We start from the raw sequence: 17,963 nt of genomic DNA, 5'->3' as shown, positions 1-17,963 counted from the left end.
AATCTAACGTCTAGCGTTTTTTTGAGATCAAATTGAACTGTTCCGGGAAACTCCCGTAAACAAAGCGCGTGCTGCCGAAAGAAGTTTGTAAGTGTGGTGAGCTTGCCTAATTGTCTGACGATTTCTTATTTAAATATTAAATATCGGTAAGTTGTTTTTTGTTAGCAACGTCTCACTTTGCTGCACTTTATCGGTGCAATGCCAGTGGTTTGATATCAAGTTGATCCAACAGAACATACTCAGGCGAGGGCTGTACCGCCCTCGCCTGTTTTCTTCAGCTGCCAGTACGAATCTTGTTCCACACCCGCGTGCGAATCCGGTCGATGTTCAGTGGCATCGCTTCCAGTGCGAACAGCTTGCCCATCATTTCCGGGCTCGGATAAACCTTGGTGTCGTTCTTGATCGCCGGGTCGATCAGGCTGTCGGCCTGTTCGTTGCCATTGGCGTAGTGCACGTAGTTGCTGATGCCGGCCATTACGTCGGGCTGCAGCAGGTAGTTCATGAACGCGTAGCCGGCCTTCTCGTCCGGTGCGTCGGCGGGCATGGCGACCATGTCGAACCAGATCGCGGCGCCTTCCTTGGGAATCTCGTAGCCGATTTCGATGCCGTTCTTCGCTTCCTTGGCGCGGTTTTCCGCCTGCAGGATGTCGCCGGAGAAACCGACCGCCACGCAAATATCGCCATTGGCCAGATCGCTGGTGTACTTCGAGGAATGGAAATAGCTGACATAAGGCCGCACTTTCATCAGCAGCGCTTCAGCTTTCTTGTAGTCTTCGGGGTTCTTGCTGTGATGCGGCAAACCCAGGTAGTTGAGCGCCGCCGGCAGCAGTTCCGGGCCGTTGTCGAGGATCGCCACGCCGCATTTCTGCAGTTTTTCCATGTATTCGGGTTTGAAGATCAGATCCCAGGAATCGACCGGCGCGTTGTCACCCAGCACGGCTTTGACCTTGGCGATGTTATAGCCGATGCCGGTGCTGCCCCACAGGTATGGAAAGCCGTGTTCGTTACCCGGATCGTTGGTCTGCAAGGCCTTGAGCAATACCGGGTTGAGGTTCTTCCAGTTCGGCAACTGGCTCTTGTCGAGCTTCTTCAGCGCCCCGCCTTCGATTTGCCGCGCCATGAAGTGGTTGGACGGAAACACCACGTCGTAACCGGATTTACCGGTCATCAACTTGCCGTCGAGAGTTTCGTTGCTGTCGTAGACGTCATAGGTGACGCCAATGCCGCTGGCCTTTTCGAAGTTCTTGGCGGTGTCCGGTGCTATGTAGTCGGACCAGTTGTAAACCTTGACCGTATCCGCCGCCTGAGCGAGGGAGACGGCGAGCATCAAGGGTGCGAGTGCGAGGGTCTTTCGGATCATGGATCGATTCCTGTATTGGCTATTGTTGTTGGCAGGCAATCAAAAGGATCAAAACGTCAGAAAATCAGGACATAGGTCTTGCGCACGGTTTCTTCGATGTCCCAGATCCCGAGCGTGTTGGCCGGCAACATCAGTGCGTCGCCACCTTGTATGTGCAGGGTTTCGCCGCCGTCGTCCGGGGTGAACGTGCAGCGACCGGAAATGAAATGGCAGAACTCCTGAGCGGTGATCTGACGGCGCCAGCGACCGGGGGTGCATTCCCAGACGCCGGTCTCGACGCCGTCGTCGCGCTCGACGCTGGTGGTCGAGGCAATCGCCACCGGCGTGCCGAGCGGCACGGCCACCGGGTTGGATTCTTCCAGCTGCAACGTGGCGGTGTTCTTGAATTGGGTGATGCTCATGGCGTTACCTGTCTGCTAGTAAACAACGATTAGTGCATGAAACCTTCCATGAACCCGGCCACCTGGCTGGCAAGCTTGCGCCGCCAGGGCGCAGTCGCCGGGTTGGCCAGGGTCTGGTCTTCGTGGACGAAGCTTTTGATGATCGCGTTGTAGCCGAGCCAGCGGCACGGTTCCGGCTCCCATGCCCGCAGCGCGTGGATCCCGCCGTCGGGCAGCACCCACGGCTGATGCGTCAGCTCGGTGTCGCGCTCGAGAATCAGATCCGCAAGCGTGCGCCCACCCAGATTGGAAGCGCCGACACCCTCCCCGCCATAGCCGCCGGACAGCGCGATGCCGTTGGCCCGATCACAGAGCATGTGCGGTTTGAAATGCCGGGACATGCCGAGGTTGCCGCCCCAGGCGTGGGTGATCTGGACGTTTTTCAGTTGCGGGAACAGCTCGCCGAACAGGTAGCGACGCAGGTCGACTTCATCACGGGTCAGGTCGAAGTTGTGGCGCAACTTGCCGGCGAACTGATAACCGCCACGGGCGCCGAAAATCAGCCGGTTATCGGCACTACGCTGGCCGTAAGTGACCTGACGACTGAATTCGCTGAACGCCTGGCCCCGACTGAGGCCGATTGCATCCCAGGTTGCGGCGGACAACGGCTCGGTGGCGACGATCAGGCTCTGCACCGGTAATTGATAACGGCCCAGCGGTGGCAGCGTGACGGAATAACCTTCGATGGCCGGGACGATCCAGCGGCTGCGCACGCTGGCGTTGTCGGTGCGCAGGCTGCCGGCCTGCCAATGGGTCACCGGGCTGTTTTCGTAGATCTTTACCCCCATGCCTTCGACGGCTCGCGCCAGGCCGCGCACCAGTTTCGCTGGGTGAATGGTCGCCACATGGGGCGCGAAGATGCCGCCGTAAGGTTTGGCGATGCGGATCTGCTGCGCCAATTGTTCGGGGCTTAGCCAGCGGTAATCGTCGTCGGTCAGGCCCTGAGCGTGGAGCTTTTTCAGGTAGTCGCGAAGACTGGTTTCCTGCTCGGGATAGCGCGCGGCGCAGCACAACACCCCGCCTTTGCGGTAATCGCAGTCGATGCCTTCGCGTTCGAGGACGACTTCGACTTCATCAGGGATGCTGTGCAACAGATCGAACGAAGCGCGGCGTTGTTGTGGCGAGAGGCCCGCCAGCAGGCGATCCTCACCCAGCAGATTGCCCATCAACCAGCCGCCATTGCGACCGGACGCGCCAAACCCGGCGGTTTGCGCTTCGATGATGACGATGTTCAGGTTTGGCGCCTGTTGTTTCAGGTAGTACGCCGTCCACAGCCCGGTGTAACCGGCACCGATGATCGCCACGTCGACGTCCAGATCCTGCGCAAGCGACGGGCGCGCGATCAGCGGCTCGTCGAGTTGGTCCATCCACAAACTGATAGTGCGCCACGCCGGCATGCAAGACTCCGCCAATCCAGGTTTCGATGGCGTCGATCCTAGAGGCAGAACTCAGGGATTGTCTTGCGCGCGTGTCCGCAAAGAAATTTGCTTCGCGTAGGCCTTGGGCGACTGGCCGGTGTGCTGGCGAAAGCAGCTATAGAAAGCCGACAGCGAATTGAAACCGGCGGCGAAGGCCAGTTCATCGATGCGCAGCGGCGGCGTGGCGTTGTCCAGCGACTGCAATAGATGTTGCAGACGCGCCTGATTGACGTACCGGTAGAAGCTTTGCCCCAGCACCTGATTGAGCAAATAGGAAATCTGATTGCGGCTGTACCCGCACTCCTTCGCCACCCGCTGCAGGTCGAGCTCGGGGTCGAGATACGGTTGCTGACGCTGGAAATACTGCTGCAGGTCATCGGCCATGAAGCTCAACTGACGCGGCGACAGGCCCAGTCGACTCACCGCCGGACGCTGGCTGCTTGTCGTCGGGCTATCGGCCTGTTCGCGCACCAGCGAAGCATATTCGTTGACCCGCCAGATCTGCCCGTCCTTGACCGTGATCGCTTCGCTGGAGCGAAACGACACCAGCCCGTTGCCGCCGCGCAGCGTCACTTCGTATTGAATGAAGGCGGTGTTGCCGTCGATGCGGATGCGGTCGCAATGCTCCAGCGCTTCGTCGGATTCGCGCGGCATGCTGACCCGCACGTACTCGCGCAGTTCTTCGAGGCCGAGCACGCGATTCTGGAAAAAATCGTTGTACTGGATGTCCGGGTGGTACAGCGCCATCACGCCATCCAGGTCCCGGTGTTTCCAGCACAGGTGATAGCGCATGACCGTTTCGGCCGTGGCCCGCGTCTGTTCCGGGCCGTCATCATCGGCGTACATAAGGGACTCTTGGAAAAAGAACCGAGCTTGCCCAACTTCTGGCGTTGCATCAACAACCCGACCGTAATGGCACTTTGGCGACGATTGGTTGGATCGTGACTTACATCAAAAGAATCCTCGCAATCGCTAAATGAACTGAAAATTCTCACAGGAATTTCACATTCAGATGCTACTTTTAAAGGCAGTCACCGGTTGAGCCAATGAAGGCTCTTCCCACCTAACATGAGCAAACGGAAGCGCTCGATGAAGAAGGCGGGCAACACATGAATAAAGGGTCAAGCAAAGTCACGTTTCCCAATGCCTGCCAGCTCATGCGCTGGCATTTTCATCCCATGGGTTTCGAGGCGACCATGGATGCGCCGGGCAGTCTGGTCGCGCGCCTGTTCGATCGGGCCAGCGGCGAGACCCTGATCGCGATCGCCGGCATTCCCTGTGCCACGGTCATGAACGCGGCGGATGTGGAGCGAATAATCGAAGCCGTCGAGGACGAACTGGAGGCTTTCATTCCTCCGGAATCTCTCAAGAGCTACGCGTAACTAGCTGATTTAAAATAAAAAGCCCGCTTTGTGCGGGCTTTTTCATGGGCGTTGGATTCAGGCCGTTTTCTTTTCCGGACGATGATCGACGAAGAACGGTTTGCCTTTGGCGACCCGGTCCGAAGCCCGAGGCATGTTGACTGCCTGCGTGTCTTGCGGCTCGACGTACCAGTAGCAATGGCTGACTGCGCGGGTGATGCCGACATAAGCAAGGCGCAGGATTTCGTCCTTTTGCGCACTGTCATAAGGCTCGCTGTCACCAGCCTTGCCCAGTCCGGCCATGCGATATACCTGATTCTTGTACGGCGAACTGGTCAGGTGCTGGCAATCGCCCAGCAGGAAGACCGCGTCGGCCTGCAGACCTTTGGCGCTGTGATAGGTCAGTTGTTTCAGGCGTCGGGACTCGTATGGCAAGCTCGAATCCACATTAACTACAGACTGAATATGCTGCTCTATCAACAACATATCGCTGCTTTTTCGATAGAGCATCAGGATTGAATCGCCCTTTCGATAGTGTTCTGCAAGGCGCTGGCCGAGTGCCTGATCGTCGCGCTCCAGCACGTTGACCGGATGCAACAGCTTCTCTTCGCCGCTGGCCTTGGCCTTCTTGCCGGGAATCGCCGGTGCCGCACGAACGATGTGCTCCGCCGCGTTGATAATGTGCTGATGGCTGCGATAGTTTTCGCTGAGCATCACCCTCGTCGTACTCGGCGAAAGGAATTCCTTGTTGAATTCCATGAAGTAACTCGGAGAACTGCCGCGCCAGCCGTAGATCGATTGCCAGTCATCGCCTACGCAAAGCAGCGAGGATCGCTGTGCACCTCGCCCGACGTGCATGGCCGGCCCGCGACTGCGGATTTCCGAGAGGCTGGCGCGAATCCACGAGACGATTTGCGGTGAAACGTCCTGAAACTCATCGATCATCAGGTGCGACATCGGCCGCAGTAACTCATCGCTGAGCAGTTTGAAGTTTTCCGGTGAGTGCTCGCTGAACAGCGCGAACATGCGGTTGTAGGTCATGACCGGCGGTTTTTGATCCAGCAAATGGTCTTCCAACGCTCGCCAGAACAGGCTCAAGGCTTCGAAGAAAAACCGGTCCGGATCGTCCTTGGCGAAACTCATACGGCCAACGGCGTCCGGCACATCCAGGCCCAGGTTCTCGATGAAACCTGCGGCGGCGACAAAACAGTCGAGCAACGGCGCGGAAGCGAGCTCGCCCTTGACCTTGTAATCGAAGCCGGGACCGGCGCTGACATCGCCTGCCAGCGTGGCCAATAAACGCCTTGATGACTCGTAACTATCAAGCCAGATCAATGGTTTACGACAGAAAGCTTGAAACAGGGTGCGTTTGACTGCCCACTCCGCGCGTACCGTCAGCTTGGCGATCGGACGGCAGACCTGCGGGTTTTCCCGAGGGTCGAAACCCAGAAGGACCCAGGCGTCCAGGCTTGGAATGTAGCCGTGGCAATGGAACAAAGCACCGTTGATTTCGAAAGTCTCGCGGCTTGGTTCGATACCCTTGATCGGCCAGGCGCCGGCGCGGAGCCACATGTCCTCGATCATGTCGCACAGCTCTTCATCGCGCCGGGCCGCCAGCTCTGTCACTGCCACGCGCTTTTGCACGTCCGGGTGATCGCGTTCCAGCTCCTTGAGCTGCAAGGCGTGCCGGGACAATGGCTGGATCAGTTGCGCAAAGCGCGGGTCTTCCTTGTAGAGCCGGTGGTAGCAGGCGTTGAGCTGCTGGCGCTGTGCGTCGTTGATGCGCAGATCGAACGGATTGCTGTCGACGTCTTCATCCGCACCCGGCGCGCGCTGGCTGAGGTTTTCGAATGCCTGCAAGCGCTCGAACCCCGGCAGACTGCGAACCATCGGCAAAATGCGCGAGTGAAACGTACGCACCAGATCCCGCGCGTCTTTCTGACTGAGTGCCCGGCCCCACAATGCGAACAGTTCGATCAGTTTGTTGATGAAGTCCTTGCGCGACTCGCGGGTGAAGGTCACCACGGTCATCGAATCGAGCTCAAAACCCAGGTAGTGAGTCAGCAGCAGGATCCGCAGCACCAGCGTGGTGGACTTGCCGGCTCCGGCGCCGGCAATCACCGAGGTTGACGGGGTATCGCTGAAAATCATTTTCCATTGCGCCACGCTTGGCTGGGCGTGGGCTGGCAGCAGGCGCGCGACATCGGCTTTCATGCGCTTCTTCAGTTCTGCGCTGAGCGGCAGACGCCAATCGTCGAACAAGTGATTGTCGATACCCGGCGGGCGATGCTCGGTATTGCGACTGTCGCGGATCAACAAGACCTGGCGGCCCTCTTCCAGCCCATCAGCCTTGCCTTCCTTGTACCCGTAATCCACGCCGGCGGTATGCCCGCTGCGAAAGCCGTCGGCCTGGCCGTGCAACCACGAAGCCCGGTGCTGGGCGCGCAGTTGCGTCAGACCGTGGCCAAGAAAACGCGCCGCCAGGCGTTTGAACCATGGCATCTCGGCCAAGGGACGAAGTTCGGGAGGAAGATCGGGGGTGTGTTGCGCCACGCTGACGGACTCCGGATTGAGGCTGTTGAGGGCTATGGTGTCTGCATTTGCTTCTTTGTTCTAGCGAAATGCTTACAGGTCATTGGTTTAGGCGATGAATTGAAGGTGGGATGAGACGGTTTCGAGCCTTTTTCATATCAACCGATTCGATTGGAATGCCGCAGTTTTTACGCTTTTTCTCGATGGTTGACTGATAGATGATGGCTGCCATCAATCACCGGTCTCGCTTCGTGGCTCAGGCATCGCGCCCCATGACGAACCTTTTGAGGAGACGATCATGCTTGAACTCAGACCCTTCAGCTCGCTGGGCGGCGCACATCACGGCTGGTTGGATGCCCATCACCATTTTTCGTTCGCCGAGTACTACGATCCGCAACGCATGAGCTGGGGCAACCTGCGCGTGTGGAACGACGACATCATTGCCGCCGGCACGGGCTTCCCTACTCACCCGCACCGCGACATGGAAATCATCACGTACGTGCGTGAAGGTGCGATCAGCCACCAGGACAACCTGGGCAACAAGGGCCGCACCGAGGCTGGCGACGTGCAGGTCATGAGCGCCGGCACCGGAATCGCCCACAGCGAATACAACCTGGAAGCCACGGACACCAAGATCTTCCAGATCTGGATTCTGCCGACCGAAACCGGCGCACCGCCGTCCTGGGGCGCCAAACCGTTCCCCAAAGGCGACCGTGAAGGTTTCGTAACGCTCGCCAGCGGCAAGACTGGTGACGACCAGAGCCTGCGCATCCGCGCCGACGCGCGTTTGGTGGCGGCCAATATCAAGGCCGGGGAAACCGCTGAATATCGTCTTGATGCCGGACGCCGTGCCTATCTGGTGCCGGCTACGGGTGTCATTGAAGTCAACGGTTTGCGCGCACAAGCTCGAGACGGCGTGGCGGTGGCTGATGAACAGGTGTTGACCGTCACGGCGCTGGAGGACAGCGAGATCGTGCTGGTGGATCTGGCCTGATCGGCGAATCGCGGGCACAAAAAAGGGCGACCTCAGGGTCGCCCTTTTCCGTTATCTGGATTTATTGGGTGCTGATCGCACCGTCTACCAGGGTCTGTGCTTCAGCCACCAGTTGCTTGAGGTGGCCGTCGCCGATGAAGCTTTCAGCGTAGATCTTGTAGATGTCTTCAGTGCCCGACGGACGCGCAGCGAACCAGCCGTTTTCAGTCATCACTTTCAGACCGCCAATGGCCTGATCGTTGCCTGGAGCCTTGCTCAGAATGCTCTGGATCTTCTCGCCCGCCAGCTCGGTCGAGGTGACCTGCTCCGGCGACAGTTTGCTCAGCAGCGCTTTCTGTTCCGGATTAGCCTTGGCGTCGACACGCACCGAGAACGGCTCGCCCAGTTCATCGGTCAGCGCACGGTAGGCCTGGCTTGGGTCGCGTCCGGTACGGGCAGTCATTTCAGCGGCCAACAGGGCTGGAATCAGACCGTCCTTGTCAGTGCTCCAGACACCGCCGTCCTTGCGCAGGAACGAGGCGCCGGCGCTTTCTTCGCCGCCAAAACCCAGCGAGCCGTCGAATAGACCATCGGCAAACCATTTGAAGCCGACCGGTACTTCGTACAGGCGACGGCCCAGACGCTTGGCCACGCGATCGATCAGACCGCTGCTGACCACGGTTTTACCCACGGCAGCATCGGCGCGCCATTGCGGACGGTTCTGGAACAGGTAGTCGATCGACACCGCCAGGTAGTTATTCGGTGCCAGCAGGCCGCCGGACGGTGTGACGATACCGTGGCGGTCGTGATCCGGATCGCAGGCGAAGGCCACGTCAAAGCGTTCCTTCAGACCGATCAGGCCTTGCATGGCATGGCTGGACGATGGGTCCATGCGGATCTGCCCGTCCCAGTCGACGGTCATGAAGCGGAACGTCGAATCGACTTCCTTGTTCACCACATCCAGGTCCAGACGATAGTGCTCGGCAATCGCCGACCAGTAGCGCACCCCTGCTCCGCCCAACGGATCGACGCCCAGGCGCAGTTTGGCCCCGCGAATGGCATCGAAGTCGATGACGTTGATCAGGTCGGCGACGTAGGTGTTGACGTAGTCGTGACGGTGGGTGGTTTCGGCCTTGAGCGCTTGCTCGTAGCTGATGCGTTTGACGCCGGCCAGTTTGTTGGCCAGCAGTTCGTTGGCCTTGGCTTCGATCCACTTGGTGATATGGGTGTCGGCCGGGCCGCCGTTGGTTGGGTTGTATTTGTAGCCGCCGCTTTGAGGCGGGTTGTGCGACGGCGTAATGACGATGCCGTCGGCAAGGCCCGTGGTGCGACCACGGTTGTAGCAAAGAATGGCGTGGGAGACTGCCGGGGTGGGCGTGTATTCATCGCCTTCGGCGATCATTACGGTCACGCCGTTGGCCGCCAGCACTTCCAGGGCGCTGGCCCCGGCCGGGGTCGACAACGCATGGGTGTCGATACCGACGAACAGCGGCCCGGTGATGCCCTGGGCTTCGCGATACAGGCAGATCGCCTGGCTGATGGCCAGAACGTGCCACTCGTTGAAACTCAAATCAAAGGAACTGCCCCGGTGCCCGGAGGTGCCGAACGCCACGCGCTGGGTGGAAACCGAGGCGTCGGGTTGACCGGTGTAATACGCCGTAACCAGTCGCGGGATGTCGACCAACAGTTCTGCCGGTGCCGGTTTGCCCGCAAAAGGACTGAGTGTCATGCAAAACCTCTGAAATAGAGTGGTTCAGGAAATTACACCGGAGTTTACTGGCAGTTTGTCCGGAGTGCGATGGGGTCTATTGCGTACAAGCCGAGTGTTTGCGCGCATCTGTCCGCGGAGCCAGTCGCAACGCATCCCCAAGCAGTCCGACAAGTCTTAACAACTCGTGTTCCGTGCCACCAATCGCGCTCAAACGCATGTGCTGCGCGTGCAACCCTCTGAGGCTGAACAACTCCCCCGGAGCAATCAGCACGTGCTGCTTGAGCAACCGTTGAAACACGGCATCCATCACGACCGGGCGCGCAGAATGCAGCCAGATTGTTGCGCCGCCATCAGGTTCCACGATTTGCAGAAAGTCGCCCAGACGCTCACGTATCAAATCGATCCATTGCGTTCGGCGCTCTCTGAGCAAGTGCTTGAGCACTGGCAGATGCTGGTCGACCCGCCCGCTCGCATAGAGCCGGGCAATGGCTTTCTGGCGGATCGGTGACAGGCGGAACGAACGCAGCAGGAAGTGACGCTGCAGGTCCGCACGCCATTGCCGCGACAGGACAAAACCGTAAGGTGCTTCGACCCCGATGATTTTTTCGAACATGGAAAACACCAACAGACGGTCGGGATCCACCAACTCGCGCAGCGGCTCCCCTTCGGCGTCGTCCAGCAAGTCGCCGTGGCAATCATTTTCCAGCAACCAGGTGCCATGACTCAGCAGCAAATGCGCAATGGCTTCACGGCTGGCCGGCGGGATACGACTACCGTGGGGCATGTTCAATCTGGAGGACAGCAGGATCAATCGCACCCGCTCGCTTTCAAGCAGTCTCTGGAGTTTCTGCGGATCGAATGCCCCGTCCGGCTGTAGCGGCAACTCGATCACCTGAACCTCGGCGGACTGGAAAAGGCGCAGGATCATCCAGTCACACGGCGATTCGATCACCACGGTTGCGTGGCGCAGCTCAAGGACGGCGATCAGGATTTCCAGCACTCCTCGCAGATCGGCACCGATGTAGACGTCTTCAGCGTGCCAGCAATGAGCGGCCGATGACGTGTAGCGCGCCGCCAGCAGCGTGCGCAACTCAAGCTCGCCGCAAGGCTGGACCGGCGTTTGCAGGTGCCGGGGATACTGGCGCAACAGCTCTCGTTCAAGCATCAGCAACGGACGATCGAGGGGCTGGATCGACGCCGGCTCATCGGCGCTCAATACCTGCATGCCAGTGCATCTGGCGTTGACGTACACCGTTTCCAGCAAATCACCGCCGCGTCCGGGCGGCATGACCGACGATGCAGGCTGCGCGAAGTATCCGGATTTGGCGACGGAATAGACCCGGCCTTCTTTCTCCAGTAGCGCGTAAGCATATTGAATAGTCGATATCGAAACGTTCAACCGCTCGGCCAGCTGCCTTAACGATGGCAGTCGAATCGCCCCTTGGTTGCCCGGCTCGCTGATCAGTTGCGTCAGGTAGCGATAGACCGCCTGGTAGGCAAAATCAGATTCTCTCGGCTCACTCATGAGCGTACGTCCGCAGAGGTGTCCGTGTGATCGGGCGACAAAATCCCATTCAACCTTCCGCCGAGCGGTCGCCCAGAGTGACCTCGTGCTCGGGTAACTCCTGAGCTTGTGCGACGTGTTCGCCCATCCGGACAGCCCCCATTGCATATAACCGGCAGATCAGTCGCAGGGGCAAACCGCTGACATCAGTCATCCATTGCAAGACCTGCTCCGGCGCGTGCAAACCCTGCATGGCGCGGTGCAGGTCCGGCATGGCGACCAGCATGCCGGGGTGACAAGTGCGCAGGAATCGCTCGAGACCGGCACCGGAATTGTTGAAGGGAGCGAACAACAGACAAACCAGTTGCGACTCATTGATACTGAAATTCTTTTGCAGGGACGACGCTGCCAGCGACCGATGCTCGGCGAGATTTTTGTCGAACGTGGCAACGACGCGTTCGCAAATCTGCTCGGGCGTGTTCCTGCGGCGCATCGTGGCCAGGCATTGCTGCAGATAGTCCGATACGCCGGCCTCGTAGGTACTCCCTTCGATGTAACTGGCTTGCAGTCCCTTCAAATAGCCGCCGATCAAGGGATCAGCGCACTCGCCGGGGCGGGCTTCAAGCATCATCTCGTCAGCCTGAAACCCCAGAAAATCGCTGAGCAAGGGCCAGCGCTCCTCCATTTTGCCGACGACCATATCGTCGATCCCGATATAGCTGGTGCGACGACAGGCTTCGAACTCGCCGAGCGGACGCCACGGCACCCGATCGTCTTGCGAGTAGAGTTCGCGATAACAATCGCCGCCGATGTTGTCGAGCAGACTGAACAGTTCATCGAACCCGCCGCCCTTTCGCGACAGATCGCCCATGCCGACCTTGCGCACTGCGCGGTCCAGCCCATCGAGAAACTGCTCCTGACGGTGTGCGCTGTCGCTACTGATCAATGCATCGACACCGTTGTTCCATCGGGCGACCTGACCGTAGAACTCGGCGGTGGTCAAGTACTCGTCATCCCACAACGTCAGCTCCTCATTCCATCCACGACGATGCCCGACCATCAACAGGTCGATTCTGCCGGCTTCACGACCTTCATCGCAAACAGGTGTCAGATGGTTGAAAGGCAGAATCTCGCGATGATCGACCATCAACAGTTCGACCCTCGGATCGTCATGCAGAAACAGGGCGCTGAAACTGCGATGCAGATTGTGCAATGCCGAAGCCGGTAAGCCATTGCTCCGCAAGGTTGCGACCCGTAACTGGAACGTGGCCGGTGCACGCCCGGCAATGCTCAGCTGGGCAGCACGCAACAGGGCCAGGCTGTAGCTGCAATCTCGTGTGCCGGACTGAATCGTCATCACCTTGAATTCACCGATGCGATCCATACCTCCGGCAGCGACCGCCAGCCGCTGGATCAACAACTGCAATGCCGTGCGCTCGGCACGGGAAAAGAAACTCAGCAGTCGTTGCAATACTTGCTGGTAGACATAATTCATTGCCTGATCATGGATCGTGCTCATCAGTACTTCACCCGGTATCAAAGGTTTTATATCGCACGGACGCAAATGGCGGACGCACAATCATTCTTCATTAATTAATAGACGCTGAAATGCTAACACTTAAGCTTTTGTAGTTATTTGAAACAGTTGAGCGCGCGGCATTTTGGAATCACAAAGGGCGTGACCGAAAGCCCCGTCGTTGCTGGGCTCCTTGCAAGGTCGAGCTTTCCTAGGAAACTTCTTACAAGCCCCTGCACATGATGAGCACAAGAAAAAAAGAAGGGATTACATGACGCGCCTACAAACTTTAAACAAAAGTTTGAGATGCGCTGATAAACAGCAGATTGATACTGCACAGAACAAATAGAATGCACAGACATAGCTCATTCCTTGAGATGAAAGTAGTCATTCAATTATCAGGGTCTGGAGGGCAATTAGAAGATACAGATCGAGAGCAAAAACCAGTTCAGTTGCTGAACGTCCCCAGGCGTATGGCCCAGGGGCTTCTCGATATCTGAAGGATTAAACGCACAAGAGTCCGTGCGACCACGGACTCTGATTGGAAGGGTCAGGCAGTTTCGATTTGCAGGGCAACCCGCTCGCGGCATGGGCATTCGTCCATGTAGCGGTGAGCTTCGACAAACTCGTTGAACGGAAACACACGAGTCTTGAGCGGCACCAGCACACGGTCGGCAGTGAGCTGGTTGATATCACGCAAGGCACGCTGCAAGGCGACGTGATCCTGAATGATGCCGAGCTCCGGTTTGCCGGTGAAGTTGCCGATGCAATGCACGAAGAACTGAATGTTCTTCTGGAATGCTGCGCAGGCCGGGAACGGCGTCTGGTTGCCGCCCTGCAGGCCGTACAGCACCAGACTGCCACGGGGTGCCAGCACATCGCCGAGCAGCGACATCTGAGGCCCGCCGAGACCGTCGAACACCACGTCGACGCCGCGGTTGTCGGTGATCTTGTTGATCCGCATCAACAAGTCTTCTTCTTCAGTGACGATCACTTTCTCGGCACCGAGCGACAGCAGATACTCACGTTCCTCCGCCGTTTTGGTGGCAGCAATCACCCGCACACCCAGCGCCTTGCCCAACTGGACGAAGGACGGACCGGCACAGTGGCTGGCGTCGGTCACCAGGGCGAACTGCCCGGGTTTGACCCGTGCCAGATCAACGTAACCGAAATAGGCGATCAACAGCGGCGTGTAATGCACGCTGGCTTCAATCGGGCTGAGCACGTCCGGATAACGGGTCAGCGCGGTGCGCGGCAGAACGATCAGTTCGCCGTAGACCGGGTAATCGTTGGGGCTCTCGGCCGGGAAGCTGGCCACTTTGTCACCCACGGCGAGATCTTCGACGCCGTCGCCGATCGCCGTGACCACGCCGGCCATTTCATGACCGAGGCCGGAAGGCAGACGCGCCTGGGACGACGCCAGATTCTGGCGCCAGAGCGTGTCATACCAGCTGATGCCGATCGCCTCGACACGCACCTGCACTTCGCCAGGACCTGGCTGAGCAGCCGCATGCTCTTCGCATTTGAGCACCTCGGCTGGACCAAACTTGTGAAAACGGATCGTGCGGGACATCGCAAACCTCGTCAAAGTAACCTCTAATGCCATGAACTCTATCTGGGCTTTCCAGCCAAGACTATCAGTGGCTATTAATAGTCGACATGCCTGTCATTGATTCCGCAGCATGGTCAGCATTGAAAAAATCCATGAAAAAACTGCTGCCGCCTTCTCAGTAAAGCTGAATTACCCGGTGCAGACTACCAGCCTTTCCCCGTAAGATTCATGCCGGCCATTGTTCTCATATGGTCGCTCTCGTCAAGCTTGATGACTCTGCCAGGACTCCAGATGAATCGTAATGACCTGCGTCGTGTCGACCTCAACCTGTTGATCGTGTTCGAAACGCTGATGCATGAGCGCAGCGTGACCCGTGCGGCGGAAAAGCTGTTTCTCGGCCAGCCGGCGATCAGCGCGGCGCTTTCGCGCCTGCGTGGCCTGTTCGACGATCCTTTGTTTGTGCGCACCGGGCGCAGCATGGAGCCTTCCGCCCGCGCGGTGGAAATCTTCGCCCTGCTCTCCCCGGCCCTGGACTCGATTTCGACAGCCGTCAGCCGCGCAGCGGAATTCGACCCCGCCACCAGCACTTCAGTATTTCGCATCGGCCTGTCGGACGACGTCGAATTCGCGTTGCTGCCAATGTTGCTCAAGCGCCTGCGCGCCGAGGCACCCGGGATCGTGCTGGTAGTACGCCGCGTCAACTACATCCTGATGCCCGGCCTGCTCGCCTCCGGCGAAATCTCCATCGGCGTCAGCTACACCACCGACCTGCCGGCCAACGCCAAACGCAAGGTCCTGCGCCGCAGCGCACCCAAATTGCTGCGCGCCGATACTGTGCCGGGACCGTTGAGTCTCGACGATTACTGCGCCCGACCGCATGCGCTGGTGTCGTTCGCCGGCGACCTCAGTGGTTTCGTCGATGAAGAGCTGGAAAAACTCGAACGTAAACGGCATGTGGTACTGGCGGTGCCGCAGTTCAACGGACTGGGTACGCTGCTGGCGGGCACCGACATCGTCGCGACCGTGCCTGATTACACGGCGGAAGCGCTGACGGCGGCTGGTGGTCTTCGCGCGGAAGATCCACCGTTGCCGACACGCACTTTCGAGCTGCACATGGCGTGGCGTGGGTCGCAGGACAACGATCCGGGTGAGCGGTGGTTGCGGTCGCGGATTCAGATGTTTTTTGGGGATCCTGACAGTCTCTAGGCTTCTATTGGAATATCTCCTGATTACGGACGGACTTGAAGCGTTTTGGCAAACCGCATCAAAGGTGCAACGCAGGCTTGGCCTGGCGAACGCCATCTACAGAAGGGACGCGGACCCGCAGGGCAATCAGCAGCGCGGCCAGCAGCATCAGCACGGCCGCCGCTACGAATACGGCGGCACTTCCTCCAAGGTTGAACATCGCACCGCCAGCGGCCGCGCCCGTTGCTATGGCGGACTGCACAGAGGCCACCACCATGCCCCCGGCGCTTTCCGCCTGATCAGGTACCGCGTTGGCGACCCAGTTCGACCACGCCACCGGCACACCACCAAAGGCCAGGCCCCAGATCGCCAGCAGTACCGCCTGCCCCGGCACCGACGCTGGCAACAGCACCAACGCCAGTGCTGTGACGCCGACCAGCGCGGGCATCAACACCAGAGTGGCCAGCGGGTGGCGCTCCAGCAGCCTGCCGGCCAACAGCGTGCCGACGAAGTTCGCCGCACCGAACCCCAGCAGCATCAGTGACAACCCTTGCGTGCCGATGCCGGTAGTCCCTTCAAGGAATGGCCGAACATAGGTGAACATCGCGAAGTGCCCGCTGTGCACCAGTACACAGCCGAACATGCCGATGGCGATGCCCGGACGCTGCAACACCTCGAAAACGGTGCGCAGTCTTGCCGGCCGGCGCGGCGCGAGGCGCGGCAGAGTGAGCGACTGGAAAGCCAGGGTCACCAGGCCTACCGCCGCCGCTGCAAAGAACGCGCTGCGCCAGCCATATAACCCGCCCAGATAACTGCCCAGCGGCACTGCCACCACCGTCCCAATGGCTATGCCGCTGAAAATGATCGACAACGCCCGAGGCAACAAGGCACTCGGCACCAAACGCATCGCTACCGCTGCCGCCATGCTCCAGAACCCGCCAAGGGCAATACCCAGCAAGATGCGCATCAACAACAGCACCGCGAAGCTGGAGGAAACGGCCACCAACAGATTCGAGGCGACCATCAACGTGGAAAAACCCAGCAAAACCCAACGTCGGTCGATGCCGCGGGTCAGACCTGGCACCAACAAGCCCGCGAACAGCGCCACCACGGCTGTCACCGTTACCGCCTGGCCAGCCAGCGCTTCGGACACTCCAAGGTCAGTAGCCATCAGCGTCAACAAACTCGCCGGAAGGTACTCAGCGGTGAGTAACCCGAACACACCCATTGCCAACGAGAAGACGGCCATCCACGCGGGCGTCGCAGGTTCCAAGTCCGCGCCGACGCCTGAATGGCGGTCGGATACGGCGTTACATACACAGTCAGTCATTGCACAGATCTCCCAATGTTCATTGCGAGCCGAGTCTAGGCGCTGAAAACTGGATGATCTATGATCCAAGGTCTCGACTTTTTGACCAAAACACCTGAATGATGCCGGTAGATCAGTTTGCTCTTTCCTCGGACCTCATCAACGAGCTGTTGCGCGGCATGCGCCTGCGTGGCGTTGAATACCGGCGTATCCAGGCGGGTCCCACGTTCGGATTGGGCTTCGCGCAAAAGCCTGGGCACGCCTGGTTCCACTTCATGGCCGTGGGCAATGCGGAACTGCGAATGGAGGACGGCAACTCCTACGCGCTGTCTGCCGGCAACGCCGTGTTCATCTCCCATGGTGCGGCCCATCAACTGTTTTCCCATCCGGACGCGCCTGTTCAAGACATCGACGGTCTAGACGGCGAAACCTTGGGTGACACCATCAGTGCGGTGGATACCGGAACCGATGCCAGCCCCACACCGAGCACTCTCTTGTTCAGTGGTTGCATGGAGTTTGAACTGGGCAGTATCCATGGGCTCGGTCGGCTGATGCCGGGCCTGATGCTGATTGATGCCGGCGGCCAGCGTTACCCCGGGCTGGTACCGATCCTGACTGCCATGGAACGGGAGGTCAGCGCCGCCCGCGTGGGCTTTGCCGGCATCCTCGCGCGGTTGGCCGACGTGGTGGCCGCCATGGTCGTTCGCGGCTGGGTGGAATGCGCCTGCGGCAATGCTTCTGGTCTGATCGCCGCCTTGCGCGATCCACGCTTGGCCGGTGCACTGCTTGCGCTCCATCAACAACCGGGCCGCGACTGGACCGTTGCGCAGTTGGCAGAGCACTGCAATACCTCACGTTCGGTATTCGCGGAGCGCTTCCAGGTCACGATTGGCATGACTCCACTGCGCTACGTGACCGAACTGCGAATGCGGCTTGCAAGCCAGTGGCTGACGCTCGAAAGGCTGCCGATTGAAGAGGTGGCGCAGCGTTTGGGTTATACCTCCCAGGCTGCGTTCAGTCGTGCATTCAAGCGTATTACGGGCAGGACACCGGGCTTGAGTCGCAAGGCGAGGCAGCCCGCGATTACTTGAAGTCGAGCGCA

Annotated in this window: 14 protein-coding genes; 4 read left to right on the top strand and 10 right to left on the bottom strand. The window is 59.2% G+C overall.

The features are described from left to right. Window positions 1–274: 274 nt before the first annotated feature. The 4 genes from AC07XZ_RS05925 to AC07XZ_RS05910 are packed head-to-tail and all read right to left on the bottom strand — an operon-like array spanning window position 275 to window position 4,064. Window positions 275–1,360, bottom strand: coding sequence for a polyamine ABC transporter substrate-binding protein (locus AC07XZ_RS05925; protein WP_007954580.1), 1,086 nt, complete (start codon window positions 1,358–1,360; stop codon window positions 275–277). 56 nt (window positions 1,361–1,416) lie between these two features. Further along, entirely contained in the window at window positions 1,417–1,761 is a 345-nt protein-coding gene (locus AC07XZ_RS05920) for a cupin domain-containing protein (protein ID WP_102686193.1), read from the bottom strand. A gap of 29 nt (window positions 1,762–1,790) precedes the next feature. Then, window positions 1,791–3,197 (bottom strand): NAD(P)/FAD-dependent oxidoreductase, encoded by a 1,407-nt coding sequence (locus tag AC07XZ_RS05915; RefSeq protein WP_102686194.1) that lies wholly within the window; start codon window positions 3,195–3,197, stop codon window positions 1,791–1,793. Window positions 3,198–3,248: 51 nt separating this feature from the next. Beyond that, a complete protein-coding gene (locus AC07XZ_RS05910; protein ID WP_102686195.1) occupies window positions 3,249–4,064 on the bottom strand; it encodes a helix-turn-helix domain-containing protein in 816 nt (271 codons plus the stop codon). A 263-nt stretch (window positions 4,065–4,327) separates the two neighbouring features. On the opposite strand from AC07XZ_RS05910, the gene AC07XZ_RS05905 reads away from it, so the two are divergent. Continuing rightward, entirely contained in the window at window positions 4,328–4,600 is a 273-nt protein-coding gene (locus AC07XZ_RS05905; RefSeq protein WP_011334086.1) for a DUF1652 domain-containing protein, read from the top strand. Window positions 4,601–4,657: 57 nt separating this feature from the next. Here AC07XZ_RS05905 and AC07XZ_RS05900 read toward each other — a convergent pair whose 3' ends face one another. After that, complete coding sequence (locus tag AC07XZ_RS05900) at window positions 4,658–7,132, bottom strand: UvrD-helicase domain-containing protein (RefSeq protein ID WP_102686196.1); 2,475 nt, start codon at window positions 7,130–7,132, stop codon at window positions 4,658–4,660. Between the two features lie 277 nt (window positions 7,133–7,409). Here AC07XZ_RS05900 and AC07XZ_RS05895 point away from each other — a divergent pair, with 277 nt between their 5' ends. Next, complete coding sequence (locus AC07XZ_RS05895) at window positions 7,410–8,105, top strand: pirin family protein (RefSeq protein ID WP_085610260.1); 696 nt, start codon at window positions 7,410–7,412, stop codon at window positions 8,103–8,105. Between the two features lie 61 nt (window positions 8,106–8,166). On the opposite strand, the gene pgm is transcribed toward AC07XZ_RS05895, so the two are convergent. The 4 genes from pgm to AC07XZ_RS05875 form a co-directional block, all read right to left on the bottom strand. Continuing rightward, entirely contained in the window at window positions 8,167–9,813 is a 1,647-nt protein-coding gene (gene pgm / locus AC07XZ_RS05890; protein WP_102686197.1) for a phosphoglucomutase (alpha-D-glucose-1,6-bisphosphate-dependent), read from the bottom strand. 76 nt (window positions 9,814–9,889) lie between these two features. Beyond that, window positions 9,890–11,320, bottom strand: coding sequence for an aminotransferase-like domain-containing protein (locus tag AC07XZ_RS05885; protein WP_102686198.1), 1,431 nt, complete (start codon window positions 11,318–11,320; stop codon window positions 9,890–9,892). A gap of 49 nt (window positions 11,321–11,369) precedes the next feature. After that, entirely contained in the window at window positions 11,370–12,818 is a 1,449-nt protein-coding gene (locus tag AC07XZ_RS05880) for a hypothetical protein (protein WP_102686199.1), read from the bottom strand. Between the two features lie 547 nt (window positions 12,819–13,365). Further along, window positions 13,366–14,388 carry a zinc-dependent alcohol dehydrogenase family protein gene (locus tag AC07XZ_RS05875; RefSeq protein WP_102686200.1) on the bottom strand — a complete coding sequence of 341 codons (1,023 nt, stop codon included), beginning with the start codon at window positions 14,386–14,388 and terminating at the stop codon, window positions 13,366–13,368. A gap of 270 nt (window positions 14,389–14,658) precedes the next feature. On the opposite strand from AC07XZ_RS05875, the gene AC07XZ_RS05870 reads away from it, so the two are divergent. Then, window positions 14,659–15,573 (top strand): LysR family transcriptional regulator, encoded by a 915-nt coding sequence (locus tag AC07XZ_RS05870; RefSeq protein ID WP_074690647.1) that lies wholly within the window; start codon window positions 14,659–14,661, stop codon window positions 15,571–15,573. A gap of 58 nt (window positions 15,574–15,631) precedes the next feature. Here AC07XZ_RS05870 and AC07XZ_RS05865 read toward each other — a convergent pair whose 3' ends face one another. Further along, window positions 15,632–16,882 carry an MFS transporter gene (locus AC07XZ_RS05865; RefSeq protein WP_102686201.1) on the bottom strand — a complete coding sequence of 417 codons (1,251 nt, stop codon included), beginning with the start codon at window positions 16,880–16,882 and terminating at the stop codon, window positions 15,632–15,634. Between the two features lie 101 nt (window positions 16,883–16,983). On the opposite strand from AC07XZ_RS05865, the gene AC07XZ_RS05860 reads away from it, so the two are divergent. Continuing rightward, window positions 16,984–17,952 carry an AraC family transcriptional regulator gene (locus tag AC07XZ_RS05860; protein WP_102686285.1) on the top strand — a complete coding sequence of 323 codons (969 nt, stop codon included), beginning with the start codon at window positions 16,984–16,986 and terminating at the stop codon, window positions 17,950–17,952. Window positions 17,953–17,963: the final 11 nt, after the last annotated feature.

The organism is Pseudomonas sp. GW458-11-26-14-LB4 (genome assembly GCF_059423925.1).
This window is presented reverse-complemented; position numbering and strand designations above follow the sequence as displayed.